Below are 16850 nucleotides of genomic sequence, written 5' to 3' on the forward strand. Positions count from 1 at the left end.
AAGCGGACATCTTTGGCTGCCACGGCCGGCGGACGCCGGCCCGGAAAAATTCAAAACGTCGATTATCGTGGCGTCGCAAAAAGCGCTATCCCAAATTAAGGGCCACACGGCTTGACCGGCGATTTTGCGGGCGCGGTAACGCCCCTCGAGCGCTCTTCCGACAAAAGAACTTGACTTCTCGCACCGCCGAACTAATATACGCACCGCGTACATCAACCAGAACTCACGGGTGCCAGCATGAGCGTTCCGCAACAAGCCTTCCTCCGTGACGCCATGCGGCGTCTGAACATGACCCGCGACGCATTCGCGAGCCGCATCGGCGTATCGCGTCGCGCGCTCGACACCTGGCTCTTGCCCGAGGAGTCGCAGGAATCGCGCGCCATGCCGGAGATCGTCGAGCGCTTCGTTTCGGAAATCGTCGGCAATGGCGAGCCGCGCGAAGACTATACGCAAAGCGTAGATTCGCGTTCGCTCGCGAGCCAGATGCAGTTCGAAGGCAAGCCGCAGCTGCTTTCCGTGGACCAGTTCTCGCGCGACTCCGTCGAAGCCCTGTTCCGCGTGGCCGACATCATGCAGCCCATCGCGCGCCGCCGGAAAATCTCGCGCGTGCTCGAAGGCGCGGTGCTCGGCAACCTGTTCTTCGAAGCCAGCACGCGTACGCGCGTGAGCTTTGGTGCCGCGTTCTGCCGCCTGGGCGGCTCGGTGTGCGACACGACCGGCTTCACGTTCTCCTCGATGGCCAAGGGCGAATCGATTTACGACACGAGCCGCGTGATGGCCGGCTACGTGGACGCGATGGTGATTCGGCATCCTGATCAAGGCTCGGTGGCCGAATTCGCGCGCGCGGTGAACATTCCCGTGATCAATGGCGGCGACGGTCCCGGCGAACACCCGAGCCAGGCGCTGCTCGACCTCTACACGATCCAGCGCGAGTTCTCGCGTCTGGGCAAGATCGTCGACGGCGCGCATATCGCGCTCGTGGGCGACCTCAAGTACGGCCGTACGGTGCACTCGCTCGTGAAGCTGCTCGCACTGTATCGCGGCATCAAGTTCACGCTCATTTCGCCGCCGCAGCTCGAAATGCCGGCGTACATCGTCGACAAGATCTCGACCAATGGACACGTGGTCGAGCAAACGCACGACCTGCGCGCAGGTCTGCGCGGCGCGGACGTGGTGTACGCCACACGCATCCAGAAGGAGCGCTTCGCCGACGAGTCGTTCGAAGGCTACACGCCCGAATTCCAGATCAACCAGGCAACCATGGACGAGTGCTGCAGCCCCGAAACGCTCGTGATGCACCCGCTGCCGCGCGACAGCCGCCCGGGCGCCAACGATCTTTCGACCGATCTGAACCACGATCCGCGCCTCGCGATCTTCCGCCAGACCGACAACGGCATTCCGGTGCGCATGGCGATCTTCGCGGTGCTGCTGGGCGTGGAAAATCTCGTGCAGCACTCGATGCGCGACGCAGTGTGGCGTCCGCCCGCCTACCTCGGCCCGGACGACGCCGTGTTCCACGGCATCGACTAAAACTCGTTGCACTCGCAACGAAATCGGCCCGCAAGCGTCAGTCGCGCTTGCGGGCCGATTGGCTTTGGGAGCGTGTGCGCTTTACGACGTGCACACCGCAACGCACGTGAGCCCTTCGGCCTTTTCCGCCGCGTCGATCGCGGTCTCCAGCGCATCGAACGCGTGGCGCTCCACTTCGATCGCATCGAGCGGCAACTGGCCCGACTGCACGAGCGCGATCAGCGCGCGGTAGTCCGCGCCGCTGTACATGAAGTGACCCATCAACTCCCAGTTGTTGAGCATCATCTCCCCATACTTGATCGGCAAGTCCACCTCCATGCTGCCCATCAGCACCATGCGGCCATTGCGGCGCAGACTGCGCAGCGCCGATAGCGTGGCGCCCGGGTCGGTGGCGTGGCCGACCATGTCGAAGGCGAGATCGGCCCCGCCGTTCGCGGCGGCGCGGATGGCCTCCACGTCGCGCGCCATCTCGCCGCTGAGCGCCACCGTCACCACGCGACCGCCGCCGAGCTTCTCGAGCGGCGCCAGCGCCGCGGCGCGCCGGCCGAGCGCAACGACACGGCCCGCGCCGAGCGCGAGCGCATCGAGCACGGCGGCCGAGCCAAACGCGCCGGCTGCACCGTTCACCACCACGGTTTCACCTGCCGCGAGCCGGCCTCGGCGCAGCCCGCCGAACGGCACCACGAGCTTGCCGAGCGCCGCGAGCCGCGCCGAAGGTACGTGATCGAGGCCGTCGAGCGGGAACACCGTCGAGGCCGGAAACTCGACCGCCTCGCGCAGCGTGCCGTGCGGGAAATCGCCGAGCATCGGTGCGCTGTCAGGGCTGATCGCCGTCAGCCCGATCAGCGCCTGAGCGGGCTCGCGCAGCGCTTCGTCGGCAATCCAGTAGGGGCTCAGCGCCACGCGCTGGCCTGCGCGATAGCCATACACGCCTTCGCCGACCGCAAGCACCCGGCCGATGGCGTTGGTCCCGGGCGAAAACGGCCCCGGCGGGTAGCCGTAGGGCAGCTTGCCCTGCACGTACTGGCGCGTGTAGCTCAAGAGCGGCACGGCCTCCACGCCCACCAGCAGCGCGCCGCGGCGCGCTTCGGGTTGCGGCACCTCGCGCAGCGCGAGCGGCTGGCCCGGTTGATCGAGCATCCATGCTTTCATGACTTCTCCTGGTGGAAAGGGTGTTCACGGCTGATCTGACGGATTGAACTCTAGGCGAGCGAGACGTATTCTTGAAATCAATCGCCGACATTCCACCTATCACCGTGATTAATCTCTCCGGCATCGATCTGAACCTGCTCGTGTCGCTCGACGCCCTGCTCGCCGAGTCGAACGTGACGCGCGCCGCCGCGCGCCTGAATCTCACGCAACCGGCCGTTTCGGCACAACTCGCGCGACTGCGCCAGTTCTTCGACGACCCACTGCTCATTCCCGCCGCCACTGGCCGCGGCATGACGCCCACGGCGCGCGCGCTCGAACTAATGGAGCCGCTGCATGCGGCGCTCAAGACGCTCGAAACCGTGGTGCGCCGCGAGCCGGCCTTCGATCCGCTCACGGGCACGCGGCGCTTCGTGGTCGCCGCAAGCGACCAGTGCGTGGCCGTGCTCGGCCTGCCGCTGATGATCGAATGGCCGCGCGTGGCTGGGCCCGGGCTGCAGCTGGCGTTCATCGCCATTGAATCCGGTTCGCTCGCGGAGCGTTTCGAGCGCGGCGAAATCGACTTGCTGCTCGGTTCCGCGCAGCAGGTGCCGCCCACGCTGAAGGCCAGAAAGCTCTACGACGAACGTTTCGTCGTGGCGCAGCGCAAAGGGCACCCGCGCGGCGGCACCGCCTTCGACCTGGACAGCTATTGCGCACTCGAGCACGTGCTCGTTTCCACGAGCGGCGCGAGCTTCTTCGGCTTCATGGACGAGCATCTCGAAGCGCTTGGCCGCCGCCGCCGCGTGGCGCACTCGGTGCAGCACTTCACGCTCGTGCCGGAGGTGCTTGCACGCACGGATTACGTGGCGACGCTGCCTTACCGGCTCATCGCGCGCTACCGGGACCGCGTGGACCTGTTCGAGCTGCCGTTCGAGGCACGCGGCTTTTCGATGCATGCGGCATGGCATCCGCGCAATCACGCCGACCCCGCGCTCGTGTGGCTGCGCGAAACCGTGGCCGCGTTGACTACCGGCGGCATGGTTAGCGATCCTCTCGATTGAAACGCGTGCGCAATTCGTCAGTCGATAACAACCAGGCGAACCCAGGAATACCCAGGAAACCCCAGGAAAGCGACCGCATGCGCGCCAGCTATACTGCATGAGACGTCAAAAAAACGGCCGCGCCGCCACACCCAGGCACGGTCCTCACGCCGCTGTCCCATCGTCGTTTCCTGCTTGCCCGCTACTTGCGAAGCCATGCTGACTCCAGACGAAATCCGCGCGGTCCCGCTTTTCTCCACGCTCCCCGAAGCCGAACTCGAACGCCTCGCCCAAACCTCCGCGGATCTGCATCTGAATCCCGGCGAATACGCCGTGCATGAAGGCGGCGAGCGCGCGCTGTATGCCGTGCTGTCCGGCAAGATGGAGGTCGTGAAGCTGTTCGACGGCGTCGAGCGCACGCTTGGGTGGCGCTTGCCCGGCACGATCTTCGGCGAGGTGCCGCTCGCGCTCAGCTCGCCCTTTCCGGGCGCGTATCGCGCGGCCCTGCCCTCGCGCGTCATGCGCGTGGATGCGCAGCACTACTACTCGCTGGCCGCCGCCTCGTCCGACGTCGCCACGCGCATGGGCGCGCTCGCGCGCGAACGCATAGGCGGCTTGCAGGGCCTTTCCGCTGAGCCGCCGAAAACGCGCGTGACGCTCGTGGGCGCGCGCTGGGACCCGGCCTGCGCGAATCTGCGCCAGTTCCTCGCGCGCAACCAGATCAGCTGCGAGTGGATGACGCCCGATGCGCCCGAACTCAAAGCGCGCTGGAGCGGGCCGTGCCCCGAAGAGCAGGACTGCCCGACGTTACGTCTCGCCGACGGCACGCTGCTAAGCCGCCCCGCGACGCGCGACCTCGCGGAACGCCTCGGGCTGCAAACCCAGCCACGCCTCACGGAGTACGACACGCTGATCATCGGCGGCGGCCCGGCCGGGCTTGCCGCCGCTGTCTATGGTGCGTCGGAAGGACTCCGTACCATTGTGGTGGAGCGTGAAGCGCCGGGCGGCCAGGCCGGCACCTCGTCGCGCATCGAGAATTATCTGGGCTTTCCTGGCGGCATTTCCGGCGACGAACTGGCGAGCCGCGCATTGCAGCAAGCCAGGCGGCTCGGCGCGGAGATCCTCGTCACGCGCGCCGTCGCGCGTGTGGATACCGCCGCGCGCGAAGTCCATCTGGACGGCGGCGACATGGTGCGCGCGCACACACTCATTCTCGCGACGGGCGTCACGTGGCGGCGCCTGGCGATCGAGGGCTTCGACCGCTTCATCGGCAAGGGCATTTATTACGGCGCGGCGCGCAGCGAAGCGAGCGGAACGCACGGACTCGACGTGTATCTGATCGGCGGTGGCAATTCGTCGGGACAGGCCGCGCTGTACTTCGCCAATCATGCGCGCGCCGTCACGCTCGTCGTGCGTGGCGAATCGCTCGAGAACAAGATGTCGCGCTATCTCGTCGAGCAGTTGGCCGGCAAGGAGAATGTGCGCGTCGAGCTGAATTCCGAAGTGGTCGGCGTGCACGGGGAGACGCATCTCGACGCCATCGACGTGCTCGACACGGCCAGCGCAAGCGTGAGCCGGCGCGAATGCGGCGGCCTGTTCGTGTTCATTGGCGCCGACGCGGAAACGGGCTGGCTGCCGCCCGAGATTGCCTGCGATAAACGCGGCTACGTGCTGACCGGCGACGATGCCGTGAAAGCCGGGCGCTGGTCGCACCGCCGCGATCCTTACCTGCTCGAATCGAGCGTGCCCGGCATCTTTGCCTGCGGCGACGTGCGGCTGAGCCCGGTCAAGCGCGTGGCCTCCGCCGTTGGTGAAGGCAGCATGGCGATCGCCTTCGTGCATCGCTACCTCCAGGAAGACCGCGCGTAGTATCTCGCAGAACAGATCGCCGCTCGCGATCTTTCAATACGCTTTTTTCCTCTTGCAGCACGGCATTTCTGTCCACTGCGCCAGCTTCGCGCCGGGCTGGCGTCAGTCATGGGACAGCGTTGCGCCATCAAGCAATGTGCAGCGAAAAATTCACACGCAAGCGCTTTACTTTCGGGTTCGAGAAGTGCAATTTGCAGTTCTGCCATGCCCGGCTGAGCGGCCGCGGCATTGGAATTGCTGCACGAAAGACGCACCCCGCTGCGCGAAGAAACCCTGCGCAACCCCGCGCGGCCGGCGCCTGAAGTCCCGCGTTTGAAGTCCCCGGTTCACGTTCCGTCTTCATTCTGGAGTCCGCAGAACGCCATGTCCAACGAACGTCCCCTCGATGCGCCGTGCGATAGCGACGACGCCTCCCAGGCTTCCCCCTCGCGCGCGCCCGCCGACGTCACGCGCCGCCGCTTCCTGCAATCGGCCGCTGCCGCTGCCGCACTGAGCGCAACGCCTCATCTGCATGCGCAGAACGCGCCACCGGCCACCGCCCCAACGCAAGCTCCGCCGCCTGCACCCGCGCAACCGGTCAGGCTCGATATCAACGGCCGCGAATATGCGCTGCATATCGAACCGCGCGTTACGCTGCTCGATGCGCTGCGCGACTATGCGGGTCTCACCGGCACCAAGAAAGGTTGCGACCGCGGCCAGTGCGGCGCATGTACGGTGCTCGTGGAAGGACGGCGCATCAACAGTTGCCTCACGCTCGCGGTGATGCACGAAGGTCAGCGCATCACCACAGTCGAAGGGCTCGCGGGCGCGGCCGCGCTGAGTCCTGTGCAGCGTGCCTTTGTCGAACACGATGCCTTCCAGTGCGGCTTCTGCACGCCGGGCCAGTTGTGCTCGGCAACGGCATGCCTGAGCGAATTCACAGCAGGTACGGCGAGCGCCGCCACGCCCGACGTGCGCACACGCCCCGCGCAACTGAGCGACGCCGAAATACGCGAGCGCATGAGCGGCAACATCTGCCGCTGCGGCGCCTATGTCAACATCGTGGCCGCCGTGCGCGACGCGCACACGGCCAGCGCCTGAGTCACGGAGGCACGAACATGGATGCCATCTCGTACCAGCGCGCCGCCGACGTGAACGGCGCGATCGCCGCCGCGCAGCGACCCGGCGCGGTGTTCATCGGCGGCGGCACGAATCTGCTCGATCTCATGAAAGGCGGCGTCGCGCATCCGGTGACGCTCATCGACATCACGCGCATCGAGACGCTCGATCAAGTCGAAACGCTGCCCAACGGCGGCCTGCGCATTGGCGCGCTCGTGCGCAACAGCGACGCGGCCAATCACACGCTCGTGCGCACGCAATACCCGCTGCTCTCGCAGGCGCTGCTCGCAGGCGCTTCGCCGCAACTGCGCAACATGGCGACCGTGGGCGGCAATCTCATGCAACGCACGCGCTGCGCGTACTTTTACGACACCGCTTTCTCCCAATGCAACAAGCGCGCGCCCGGCAGCGGCTGCGCGGCGGTTGGCGGCTTCAACCGCATGCATGCGATCCTCGGCGCGAGCGCGCAATGCGTGGCCGTCAATCCATCCGATATGAGCGTCGCGCTCGCGGCGCTCGACGCCACCGTGCAGGTGAGCGGGCCGCGTGGTCAACGTTCGATTCCGTTCGCCTCATTTCATCGCTTGCCTGGCGACCGGCCCGATCTCGACACAACGCTTCAGTCAGGTGAACTGATCACTTCGGTCGACTTGCCCCCGCCCTTGTTCAGTGAGCACTCGCACTATCTCAAGGTCCGCGACCGCGCGAGCTATGCTTTCGCGCTCGTCTCCGTCGCGAGCGCGCTGCAACTCGACGGCCACCGCATACGCGCGGCGCGCATCGCGCTGGGCGGCGTCGCGCATCGGCCCTGGCGCGCGAGCGTGGCGGAGCAGCATCTCGCGGGAAAAACACTCAGCGCGACGACGCTACGCGAAGCCGCAGCGGCGGAACTCGCCCAGGCGAGACCGCTGAGCGGCAATGCCTTCAAGGTCGGGCTCGCGCAGCGCGCAATCATTCGTTCGACGCTGCTCGCCGCAGCCGGCACGCAAGGTCAAAACACCGGAGAGATTGCATGAGCACGCTGACCGGACAACCGATGGACCGCATCGACGGCATGCTCAAGGTCACGGGCGGCGCCCTCTACGCGAGCGATTTCCCGCAAACGCGGCTTGCCCATGCCGTGCTCGTCACCAGCACGATGGCGAGCGGCACGATCGCGTCGATCGACGCGAGCCGTGCGCAGTCCATGCCCGGCGTGCTGCTCGTCATGACGTACCAGAACGCGATGCGCCTGCCCAACGGCGGGCGCTCGCCGCTCAAGCCGCCCGCCGGACGCCACCTCACGCTGCTGCAGGACAACGTCGTGCGCTACAGCAACGAGCCTGTCGCGGTCGTCGTGGCCGACACGCTCGAACACGCGACGGATGCCGCGCGCCACCTCGACATCGCCTACTCGCCAACGCAGGCCACGCTCGACTTCAACCGCGCGAAGGGCGACGCGCACGCGCCGCCAAGCCCGATGGGCCGCCCGGTCGAATCGACGCGCGGCAACGTCGAGGCCGGCATGAACGAAGGTGCGGTGCGGCTCGACGCGGTCTACACGACGCCCACGCAGTTCCACAACCCGATGGAGCCGCACGCGACGTTGGCCCATTGGGACGGCCCCGACCTCACGCTCTACGACGCCACCCAGGGCGTGAGCGGCGCGCGCAACGCAGTGGCGGCCGTGTTTGGCATCGCGCCGGACAACGTGCGTGTGATCTCGCCGTTCCTCGGCGGCGGCTTCGGCTCCAAGGGCTCGTCGTGGTCGCACGTTAGCCTGTGCGCAATGGCCGCGAAGCAGACCGGGCGCCCCGTGCGCCTCGCGCTCGCGCGCCCGCAAATGTTCGGCTCGGTCGGCTCGCGCCCGCACACGGAGCAGCATCTCTCGCTCGCCGCGCGCGCGGATGGCACGCTTACGGCCCTCCGCCACGACACGTTCGCCCACACGTCCTCGTTCGAAGACTGGCTCGAGATGTCCGGCCTCATCACACGCATGATGTACGCGGTGCCCAATTGCAGCACGAGCCATCGTGTCGTACCCCTGAATGTCGGCACGCCGACCTTCATGCGCGCGCCCGGTGAAACCACGGGCTCATTCGCGCTCGAATCCGCCATGGACGAACTGGCATGGCAGCTGAAGATGGACCCGGTTGCGTTGCGCCTGAAGAACTACGCCGAAAGCGAGCCGCAGGACGGCAAGCCGTGGTCGTCGAAAGCGCTGCGCCAATGCTATGAAACGGGCGCGCAACGCTTCAACTGGTCGCGGCGCATCGCCACGCCGCGCGCCATGCGCAACGGCAATACGCTCATCGGCCTTGGCATGGCCAGCGCGACCTACCCCGCGAATCGCAGCGAAGCCGCCGCCGTGGCGCGTATCTTGCCCGACGGCACTGCGATGGTCGCGTCGGGCACTCAGGACATCGGCACCGGCACTTACACGGTCATGACCCAGGTGGCCGCCGACGCGCTCGGCTTCCCGCCCAGTCGCATCCACTTTGCGCTGGGCGATTCGACCTTGCCGCAAGCGCCGGTTTCGGGCGGCTCGCAGTCGGCGGCAAGCGTCTCGCCCGCCGTGCAGGCCGCGTGCACCGCCGTGCGCGACAAGCTCGTCGCGCTCGCGCGCGCGGACCGCGGCTCGCCCGTCTACGGTCTCGCCAACGACGACGTGAGCGTGCAGGACGGCTGGGTCGTGAGCCGCAGCGACAGCTCGCGCCGCGATCCGGCCGCCGCCGTCATCGCACGCGCGGGCGGACAGCCTTTGGAGGCGCAGGTCGCGACCAGGCCCGGCGCGGAAAAGCAGCAGTACGCGTTTCACTCATTCGGCGCGGTGTTCGCCGAAGTGCATGTCGATGCCGATACGGGAACGATACGCGTGGCGCACATCGTCGGCGCGTACGACGTAGGGCGCGTGCTCAACGAAAAGACCGCGCGCAGCCAGTTGATGGGCGGCATGGTGTGGGGCGTGGGCACGGCCCTGCACGAAGAGGGGCTTTTCGACACGCGCATGGGCCGCATTGCGAACAACAATCTCGCGGAGTATCACGTGCCCGTGAACGCGGATATCCGCGAGCTGGACGTGCTGTTCGTGGGCGAGCCGGATCTGCGCTTCAATCCGCTCGGCGTGCGCGGCATCGGCGAGATCGGCATAACCGGCGTGCCTGCGGCCATTGCAAACGCCGTGTATCACGCCACCGGCGTGCGCGTGCGCGATTTGCCGATCACGCTCGACAAGGTCGTTCCGCAGATGAATTCGCTCGTATGACCGGCACTGTGCGGCCTGCAAGGACGATCCTGCACCCGCATAGTGCATGAGCGGCTAATCCTTGCGGCGCAAGGCAAATAGCGCGGGCGGGGCTTGCCTCGCGCGCGCTTGCGCCGCACAATCACTGCTCCCCCTCTTCGCGGGCGTTCACACCCATGGCCTATGCTTCGTTCGCCACCGGCGTGTTGCTCGCCGCCGGCACCGGCTCGCGCTTCGATCCCAACGGTCTGCGCAACAAACTCCTCGCCCCTCTGCCGGAAGGCACATGCGTCGCGCGCGAGTCCGCGCAACGGCTGCTGCGTGTCGTGCCCAAAGTGATCGCCGTGGTGCGTCCCGGGGCGGAAACGCTCGCGCACGTGCTCAACGACGCGGGCTGCGACGTCGTGTTCGCGCCCGACGCCGCGCGCGGCATGGGCGCGAGCCTCGCTGCCGGCGTGGAAACCGATCATGACGCGGAAAGCTGGATCGTCGCGCTGGCCGACATGCCCTGCATTGCCGTCGCATCGATCGAAGCTGTGGCGCGTGCGCTGGACGACGGCGCGTCGCTCGTCGCACCGTTCTATCGCGGTCAGCGCGGACATCCCGTGGGCTTCGGCTACCCGCATCGCGCAGCGCTCGTCGCGCTCGATGGCGACGCGGGCGCACGCGCCCTGCTGAATGCGCACCCGCTCACGCGAGTCGAAGTCGACGACCCCGGCATTCTGCGCGACGTCGACACGCCAGCCGACCTCAACGGGCTTTGATTCGGCGCCCCCCGCGCTGAGATGGTTCGATTGTTCAATTGCGAGTGCCTGGCATGCAAACGATCGCCTAGGCTATAAGCTGACGCGCACCTTCCAGCCGTCCGCTTTAGCGCAAGAGGACCTCGCGATGATCTGCTCGCACACGAACCCGCTTCCCGATCCGCTCGCCGATCCGACACGGGACCCCGAACGCGACCCGCTCAGCCCGCCGGCGCCGGGCCATCACAACGACGAACCCCAGCAGCCCGAGGGACCGCCGGACAAGGACCCCGTCTGACCGGCTGATGGCACGCCCGGCCGCCAGCGCCTGGCGTCTCACCTCACGGCCGTAACGGCGCTCGCGACGACGGCTCGCAAGCGCCGCGGCGCTTCCTGCGCGCCCCGCCTTTCTTCCGTCCCCATATCCCTGCCTTTCGCAAAGCTTGCGCCTTCGACGGTCGATCCGTAGAATGCAAACGATTCCTATTTGCAGTATTTTTCAAGATTGCCGTGAGCCCAATCGTCATCGCGTTCGCCCGCGCACGCTGGCGGGCGAGCCGAGGTTTCGCATGAGACCGCTGCTGGTCCGCCTGCACCGCTGGTTCGGTCTTGGCACCGCCGCCTTCCTGTTCCTCGCCGGACTCACCGGCGCGGTGATCGCGTGGGACCACGAACTCGACGCGCTGCTCAACCCGTCGTTCTTCCGTAGCGCGACGCCTGGCACGCCGCTGTCTGCGCTTGAACTCGCCAAGCGCCTCGAGGCCGAAGAACCGCACGCGGTCGTAACCTTCATGCCGCTTGCCGTCGAGCCCGGCCATACCTGGATCGCGCTGGTGGCGCCGCGCGTCGATCCTGCAAGCGAGGCGCCCTACGCGCTCGACTTCAATCAGGTCGCACTCGACCCCGTAACGGGTGAAGAGCAAGGGCGCCGCATGTGGGGCAAGGCATCGCTTGCGCGCCAGAACCTGATTCCGTTCCTCTACCAGCTCCACTACACGCTGTTCATGCCGACGAAGATGGGCATCGACTTCGGCGTCTGGACGATGGGCGTGGTGGGGATCGTGTGGCTGCTCGACGGCTTCATCGCGATCGTGCTCGCTTTCCCGAGCCTGAAAAGCTGGCGCAAGTCGCTCGCGTTTCGCGTGAAGCGCGGCGGTTATGCGCTCACCTTCGACCTGCACCGCTCGGGCGGCGTGTGGCTGTGGGGACTCCTGATCGTCGTGGCTGTCACGTCCATTTCGATGAATCTCGGCGCGCAGGTCGTGCGCCCGGTGGTGTCGGTTTTCTCGACACTCGCGCCGGACCCGTTCCGCATCGTGGCGCCTGGCCCCGCGCTCACGCCCGCAGAGGCCACGACCGCGCGCGAACGTATCGTGAGCGAAGCCGCCGACGTGGGGCGCCGCGAAGGCATCACGGCGCCGCCGGGCGGACTCTTCGGGCTGCCCACGTCCGGCGTGTATGGCGTGGGCTACTACGCACCCGGCATGGATCACGGCGACGCGGGCCTCGGCAACGCCTGGCTCATGATGAACGCGCGCACGGGCGACGTGCTCGGCAGGCAGATTCCCGGCAAAGGCAGCGCTGGCGACATCTTCCTTCAGGCACAGTTTCCGTTGCACTCGGGTCGCATCGCCGGGCTGCCGGGCCGTATCGCCATCAGCTTCACCGGTCTCGTCGTGGCGATGCTTAGCGTGACCGGCGTACTCATCTGGCTCAAGAAAGCGCGTGCGCGGCGCAAGCCCGCGAAGCAAGCCAGGACGGCCAGCACGATCGGCACGCGCGAGCGCGCCACGAACTGATCCGCAAACAAACGCGCGTGACAAAACAAAAGGCCTTGCAACGATCACTCGCTGCAAGGCCTTTTTTTGGACGGGCGCGAAACCGCTCGCTCGCCATGCTTACGTTCAGCGCGTCACTTCATCGAACGCCGCGAGCAAGCGCTCGACATCGGCGGCGTGAATGTCGCCCATCGTCGAAATGCGGAACAGTTCCGCCGACAAGCCGCCTTGCCCCGCATAGATCACGAAGCCGCGCGCCTTGAGCGCGTCATGCAGCAACGGATAATCGACGCCTGCGGGCAGGCGGAACGCGCGCAGCACGACCGACGATTCATCTTTCGGCAGCACGCTCTCCATGCCGCGTGCGGCGAGCCCCGCACGCACCTGCTCCGAAAGCGCCGCATAGCGCGCGTGACGCGCCTGCCAGCCGCCCTCATCGGCGAGTTCGCGCAGCGCCTCGACGAGCGCGTAATACGCGTGCACGGAAGGCGTGAACGGCGTGTTGCGCTGATCCTGCAGCGTGGCAAGACGCTTGAGGTCGAGATAGTACGTGCGGCTATGCGCCTGTGCGAGCGCCGCGCGGCGCACCACCACGAAGGCCGCGCCCGGCACGCCGTGCAGGCACTTGTTCGCCGTCGCGGCCACCGCCGCGATGCTCGCGTCGCCGAAATCGATCGCTTCGGAACCGAAGCTGCTCACGCCGTCCACAAGCATTTGCACGCCGCGCGCGCGGCACGCTTCGCCCAGCGCGCGCAGATCGTTCAGGCGGCCCGTAGTCGTTTCGTGATGGATGATCGCAACGTGCGTGATCGCCTTGTCGGCGTCGAGCGCGGCCGTGATGCGCGCGAGGTCCGGCGCCTGCATCCAGTCGTGCTTGACGACCTCATGCGCAATGCCGTACTGCTTCGCGATGGCCGTAATGCGCTCGCCATACACGCCGTTTTCGACGATCAGCAGCTTGCCGGTCGCAGGCACGAGTGTCGAGATCATGCTTTCGACCGCAGCCGTGCCAGAACCCGTCATGAGCACGGCCTGCCACTGCGCGGGGTCGAGATCGTAGACGCCCACGAGACGCGTGCGCGCCTCTTCCTGCACGTCGAAGAACTCGCTTTCGCGATGGCACAGGTCTTCCTGGAGAAGGCTCTGGCGCACGCGTTCGGTCAGCGTGACCGGGCCGGGGTTGAGCAGCAGCATCGTGAATTCCTTATTTGGCAGACTCGTAAGCGAGCGCGCCGATGTGGCGCATGAGGCGCGTCTTCACATCGGGCGGCGTGATCGTGGGGCGCGGCAGGCCGTCGGGCGTGCCGCGGCGAATCGTCAGGCATACGAAGCGTGTGCCTGCGACACCCGAAGCGCCCTTCGCGCGTTCGCGCGCGGCGGCGAGCACGCTGTCGAGCGTGGTGAGGTCGTCGCCTTCCACGGCGTCCGCGTAACCGCACGCGGCAGCCACGTTCGCGAACGACACCTGCCCCGACACGGTGGCCTGGCCACCCGTCGAGTCGTGCGCGCCGTTGTCGAGCAGCACGTGCGTGAGGTTCGCGGGGCCATAGGCGCCGAGCGTGGCGAACACGCCCATGCGCATGAGCGCCGCGCCGTCGCCGTCTAGCGCGACCACGTTCAGGTCGGGCCGCGCAAGCGAGAAGCCGAGCGCGAACGGCGTGACGCAGCCCATCGAGCCCACCATGTAAAGCTGGTTCGAGCGGTCGTCGAGCGCGTAGAGTTCGCGGCCGCAGAAACCCGTCGAGGCGACGACTACCGTCGACTCGGCAGGCGTCGCGGCGATCACGCGCTCAAGCGCCTGCTGACGCGTGGCCAGTTGATCAGGCGTCTTTCCGGTCCACTTTGTCTGCGCGACGGGCAGCGCATGCTTTTCCGGCATGGCGCCGCCGCCCTTGAGTTCGTAGGGCGCGACGCTCCCCTTCTGCATGACGAGCGCATACGGGCGGCCCGTTTCGTCCATGTGCCTGATGGCGCGGTCGAGCGCCGCCGCGATCTGATCCGCTTCCGTGGGGAACGTCTCCCACGGAATTTCCATCGTTTCCAGCATCTGCGGCGTGACAGGGCCCATCAACGCGTGCTGCGGTTCGTCGCTGACGCCCGGCTGGCCGCGCCACGTCACGATCAGCAGTTGCGGCAGGCGGAATGTCCACGTGAGCGAAGTGAGCGGGCTCACGGCGTTGCCGAGGCCCGAGTTCTGCATCATCGTGATGCCGCGCTTGCCCGCGAGCGCCACGCCCGCGATGACCGCGACCGCGTCGCCTTCGTTGGCCGCGCTCACGTAGTGCAGCGAGTCGTCTTGCAGCACGTAGTTGATGAACGGCGTGAGGTACGAGCACGGCACGCCTGCGTACCACTCGAAGCCGCGCGAGCGCGCCGCTTCGACGAACTGTGCGGCTTCGATCATGCCTGGCCCTCCGCGCCCAGCGGCGTTTGCGCGTGGGCGAAATCGCCCGCGCGGCGGAAGTCTTCGAGGTCGTTCACACCGCGCCAATGGCCGTGCACGTATTGCACTTCGACTTTCTCGCCGTCTGCGATCAGCGCGTTGAGCAGCGCGGGCATGTCGAGCGTGTCGAAGTCGGCGCGCGTTTGCAGTTGCGCGAGCTTCTTCGCGAGCTTCGCGCGGCCCGCGCCACGCACGTTCACGAGACCGATCCAGCGGCCATGCGCCGCCGAGCCGTTCGCGGCCGGTTCGCTCGCCACCCGCTCGAGGAACACCTTGTTGCCGAACAGGTCGCGCTCGTCGGCGGCCGAGCACCACGCGAAGTCGCGCGTGCTGCTGTTCTCCGAGTCAGGCGACGAATCCACCACCACGCTGAAGTCCGCTTCGCTTTCCACGAGATCGCGCAGGATGTAGCTGCGGAACACGAGGTCGCCGTACGAAATGACCGTGTCGTTGTCGAGCGCGCCAACCGCGCACGCGAGCGAAGCGAGTTCGTTCGTCTGTGCGAAACGCTCGTTGCGCACGAGCTTGATGCCCGCGGTGTCGATGGCCTCGGCCTTGTAGCCGCCCACCACGGTGATGTCGTTGACCGACTGCTTCTTGAACGCATCGACGAGCCAGCGCAGCAGCGGCTTGCCCGCCACGGGCAGCATGACCTTGGGCTTGTCTTCCGTGTAGGCGTCGAGGCCCGAACCGCGGCTCGCGGCCAGCACGATCGCCGAGCCCGCGCCGCGCGACGAAGCGGAAAGGTAACGGTCTTCGGCTTCCGAGTATTCGTCGGCGTCCTGCAGGCGGAAAATTTCGTTGACCGTAGCAATACGGTCTTCGACATCGACGAGCGTTTGCGTTTCGTAAATCGTCTTCGTGACGGCCTGCATGGCCGAAACAGCCGCGCGAATCTGATGGTTCGCCCAGATCACCGTGCTGATGCCCGCCTTGCGGAACACGTCGGTCGGCGTGCTGTAGTACTTGGTCGGCACGATCACGAGCGGCCCGCGGCCCGCCCACTCGCGCGCGAACGTGAGAATCTCGTCAGCTTTCGAAAGCTTGCTGTGGATGAGGATCGCGTCCGCGCCAGCCTGCCGATACGCCTCGGCGCGCTTGAGCGCTTCGTCCATGCCCCAGCCCGCGATCAGCGCCTCCACACGCGCGACGATCGAGAAGTGCTCGTCGGTTTGCGAGTCCTTGCCGGCCTTGATCTTGCCGCAGAATTCGTCGATGTCGGCGAGCGGTTGCGCTTCGCCGCCGATGAAACTGTTGGTCTTCGGGAACACCTTGTCTTCAATGCAGACACCGGCGATGCCGCGCTGCTCCAGCTTGCGCACGAGACGGCGCACGTTGTTGAAGTTGCCATAGCCGGTGTCGCCGTCGAGCAGGATCGGCAAGTCGCTCGCATCGGCCATGAACTCGAGGTTGTCGACCACCTGGGTCCAGCTCGCCTCGTTGTTGTCGCGCACGCCGAACTGCGCAGAGATCGAGAGGCCCGAGCCCCAGATCGCCTTGAAGCCCGCTTCGCGCGCGATGCGTGCGGAAAGGCCGTTGTGCGCTTCCATCAGGAATTCGAGTTCGTTGCTGGTCAGCATCTGGCGCAGCCGCGCGCTGCGCGACGTGGCGACAGCGGCGGGGACCAGGGCGGGTTCGCGTGCGTTCATTCTTGTTACTCCAGTGGACGTCATGAGGGCGGCAGCGGGGGCTGCGCCGTGCGCGTCGCATCGTTGGGAAAGGTCCTTCATCCCGGCCTCGTCGGGGCCTCGAAGTCGGGCCGGCCGGGTGCAAAGTCGCGACTATATCGGAAATGATTCCTATCCGCAGTCGATCACCGCAAAGAGTGGCAAATCATGGAGATACAGTGAAATTTGTGGCTTTTATCGGCGTTTTCGCGTGGGTTTCAGCGCGGCGTCACATGCGCCCTTATGCGCCAGATCAAAGATCGTTGATTTGTATGAAGAAACGCTGCCTAAGCAGGGTTCCCCCTGGGTCTCGCGCACGTTTGCGGGG

Annotated in this window: 12 protein-coding genes; 8 read left to right on the plus strand and 4 right to left on the minus strand. The window is 66.7% G+C overall.

Annotation, left to right across the window (positions count from 1 at the left end):
* The first annotated feature begins 237 nt into the window (after positions 1-237).
* Positions 238-1530 carry an aspartate carbamoyltransferase gene (locus U5A57_RS33960; RefSeq protein ID WP_321916044.1) on the plus strand — a complete coding sequence of 431 codons (1293 nt, stop codon included), beginning with the start codon at positions 238-240 and terminating at the stop codon, positions 1528-1530.
* 81 nt (positions 1531-1611) lie between these two features.
* Here the strand turns inward: U5A57_RS33960 and U5A57_RS33965 are convergent, their stop codons facing one another.
* Positions 1612-2682 carry a zinc-binding dehydrogenase gene (locus U5A57_RS33965; protein WP_321916045.1) on the minus strand — a complete coding sequence of 357 codons (1071 nt, stop codon included), beginning with the start codon at positions 2680-2682 and terminating at the stop codon, positions 1612-1614.
* Between the two features lie 71 nt (positions 2683-2753).
* Between U5A57_RS33965 and U5A57_RS33970 the strand changes: the two genes are divergently transcribed.
* From U5A57_RS33970 to U5A57_RS34000, 7 genes are all read left to right on the plus strand, one after another.
* Positions 2754-3722 carry a LysR family transcriptional regulator gene (locus U5A57_RS33970; protein WP_321916046.1) on the plus strand — a complete coding sequence of 323 codons (969 nt, stop codon included), beginning with the start codon at positions 2754-2756 and terminating at the stop codon, positions 3720-3722.
* 195 nt (positions 3723-3917) lie between these two features.
* The gene (locus tag U5A57_RS33975) at positions 3918-5570 is read left to right on the plus strand and encodes an FAD-dependent oxidoreductase (protein WP_321916047.1); all 1653 of its coding nucleotides are present in this window, start codon (positions 3918-3920) and stop codon (positions 5568-5570) included.
* Positions 5571-5933: 363 nt separating this feature from the next.
* On the plus strand, positions 5934-6650 hold the full coding sequence (locus tag U5A57_RS33980; RefSeq protein WP_321916048.1) for a (2Fe-2S)-binding protein: 717 nt from the start codon (positions 5934-5936) through the stop codon (positions 6648-6650).
* Positions 6651-6667: 17 nt separating this feature from the next.
* Positions 6668-7684, plus strand: coding sequence for a xanthine dehydrogenase family protein subunit M (locus tag U5A57_RS33985; protein ID WP_321916049.1), 1017 nt, complete (start codon positions 6668-6670; stop codon positions 7682-7684).
* On the plus strand, positions 7681-9912 hold the full coding sequence (locus tag U5A57_RS33990) for a xanthine dehydrogenase family protein molybdopterin-binding subunit (RefSeq protein WP_321916050.1): 2232 nt from the start codon (positions 7681-7683) through the stop codon (positions 9910-9912). Before U5A57_RS33985 ends, U5A57_RS33990 begins: the two co-directional genes overlap by 4 nt.
* Before the next feature lie 155 nt (positions 9913-10067).
* Positions 10068-10655: a nucleotidyltransferase family protein gene (locus U5A57_RS33995; protein ID WP_321916051.1), complete on the plus strand. Its 588-nt coding sequence runs from the start codon at positions 10068-10070 to the stop codon at positions 10653-10655.
* Positions 10656-11203: 548 nt separating this feature from the next.
* Positions 11204-12433 (plus strand): PepSY-associated TM helix domain-containing protein, encoded by a 1230-nt coding sequence (locus U5A57_RS34000; protein ID WP_321916052.1) that lies wholly within the window; start codon positions 11204-11206, stop codon positions 12431-12433.
* Positions 12434-12538: 105 nt separating this feature from the next.
* Here U5A57_RS34000 and U5A57_RS34005 read toward each other — a convergent pair whose 3' ends face one another.
* From U5A57_RS34005 to aepX, 3 genes are read right to left on the minus strand one after another with little or no spacing between them, the layout of a single operon-like run.
* Complete coding sequence (locus tag U5A57_RS34005; protein WP_321916053.1) at positions 12539-13606, minus strand: 2-aminoethylphosphonate aminotransferase; 1068 nt, start codon at positions 13604-13606, stop codon at positions 12539-12541.
* A gap of 10 nt (positions 13607-13616) precedes the next feature.
* Positions 13617-14816 carry a phosphonopyruvate decarboxylase gene (gene aepY / locus U5A57_RS34010; RefSeq protein WP_321916054.1) on the minus strand — a complete coding sequence of 400 codons (1200 nt, stop codon included), beginning with the start codon at positions 14814-14816 and terminating at the stop codon, positions 13617-13619.
* Positions 14813-16504 (minus strand): phosphoenolpyruvate mutase, encoded by a 1692-nt coding sequence (aepX, locus tag U5A57_RS34015; protein WP_321916055.1) that lies wholly within the window; start codon positions 16502-16504, stop codon positions 14813-14815. Before aepX ends, aepY begins: the two co-directional genes overlap by 4 nt.
* Positions 16505-16850: the final 346 nt, after the last annotated feature.

Origin of the sequence: Paraburkholderia sp. J11-2, assembly GCF_905220185.1 — a bacterium.
Classification (GTDB): Bacteria; Pseudomonadota; Gammaproteobacteria; order Burkholderiales; family Burkholderiaceae; genus Paraburkholderia.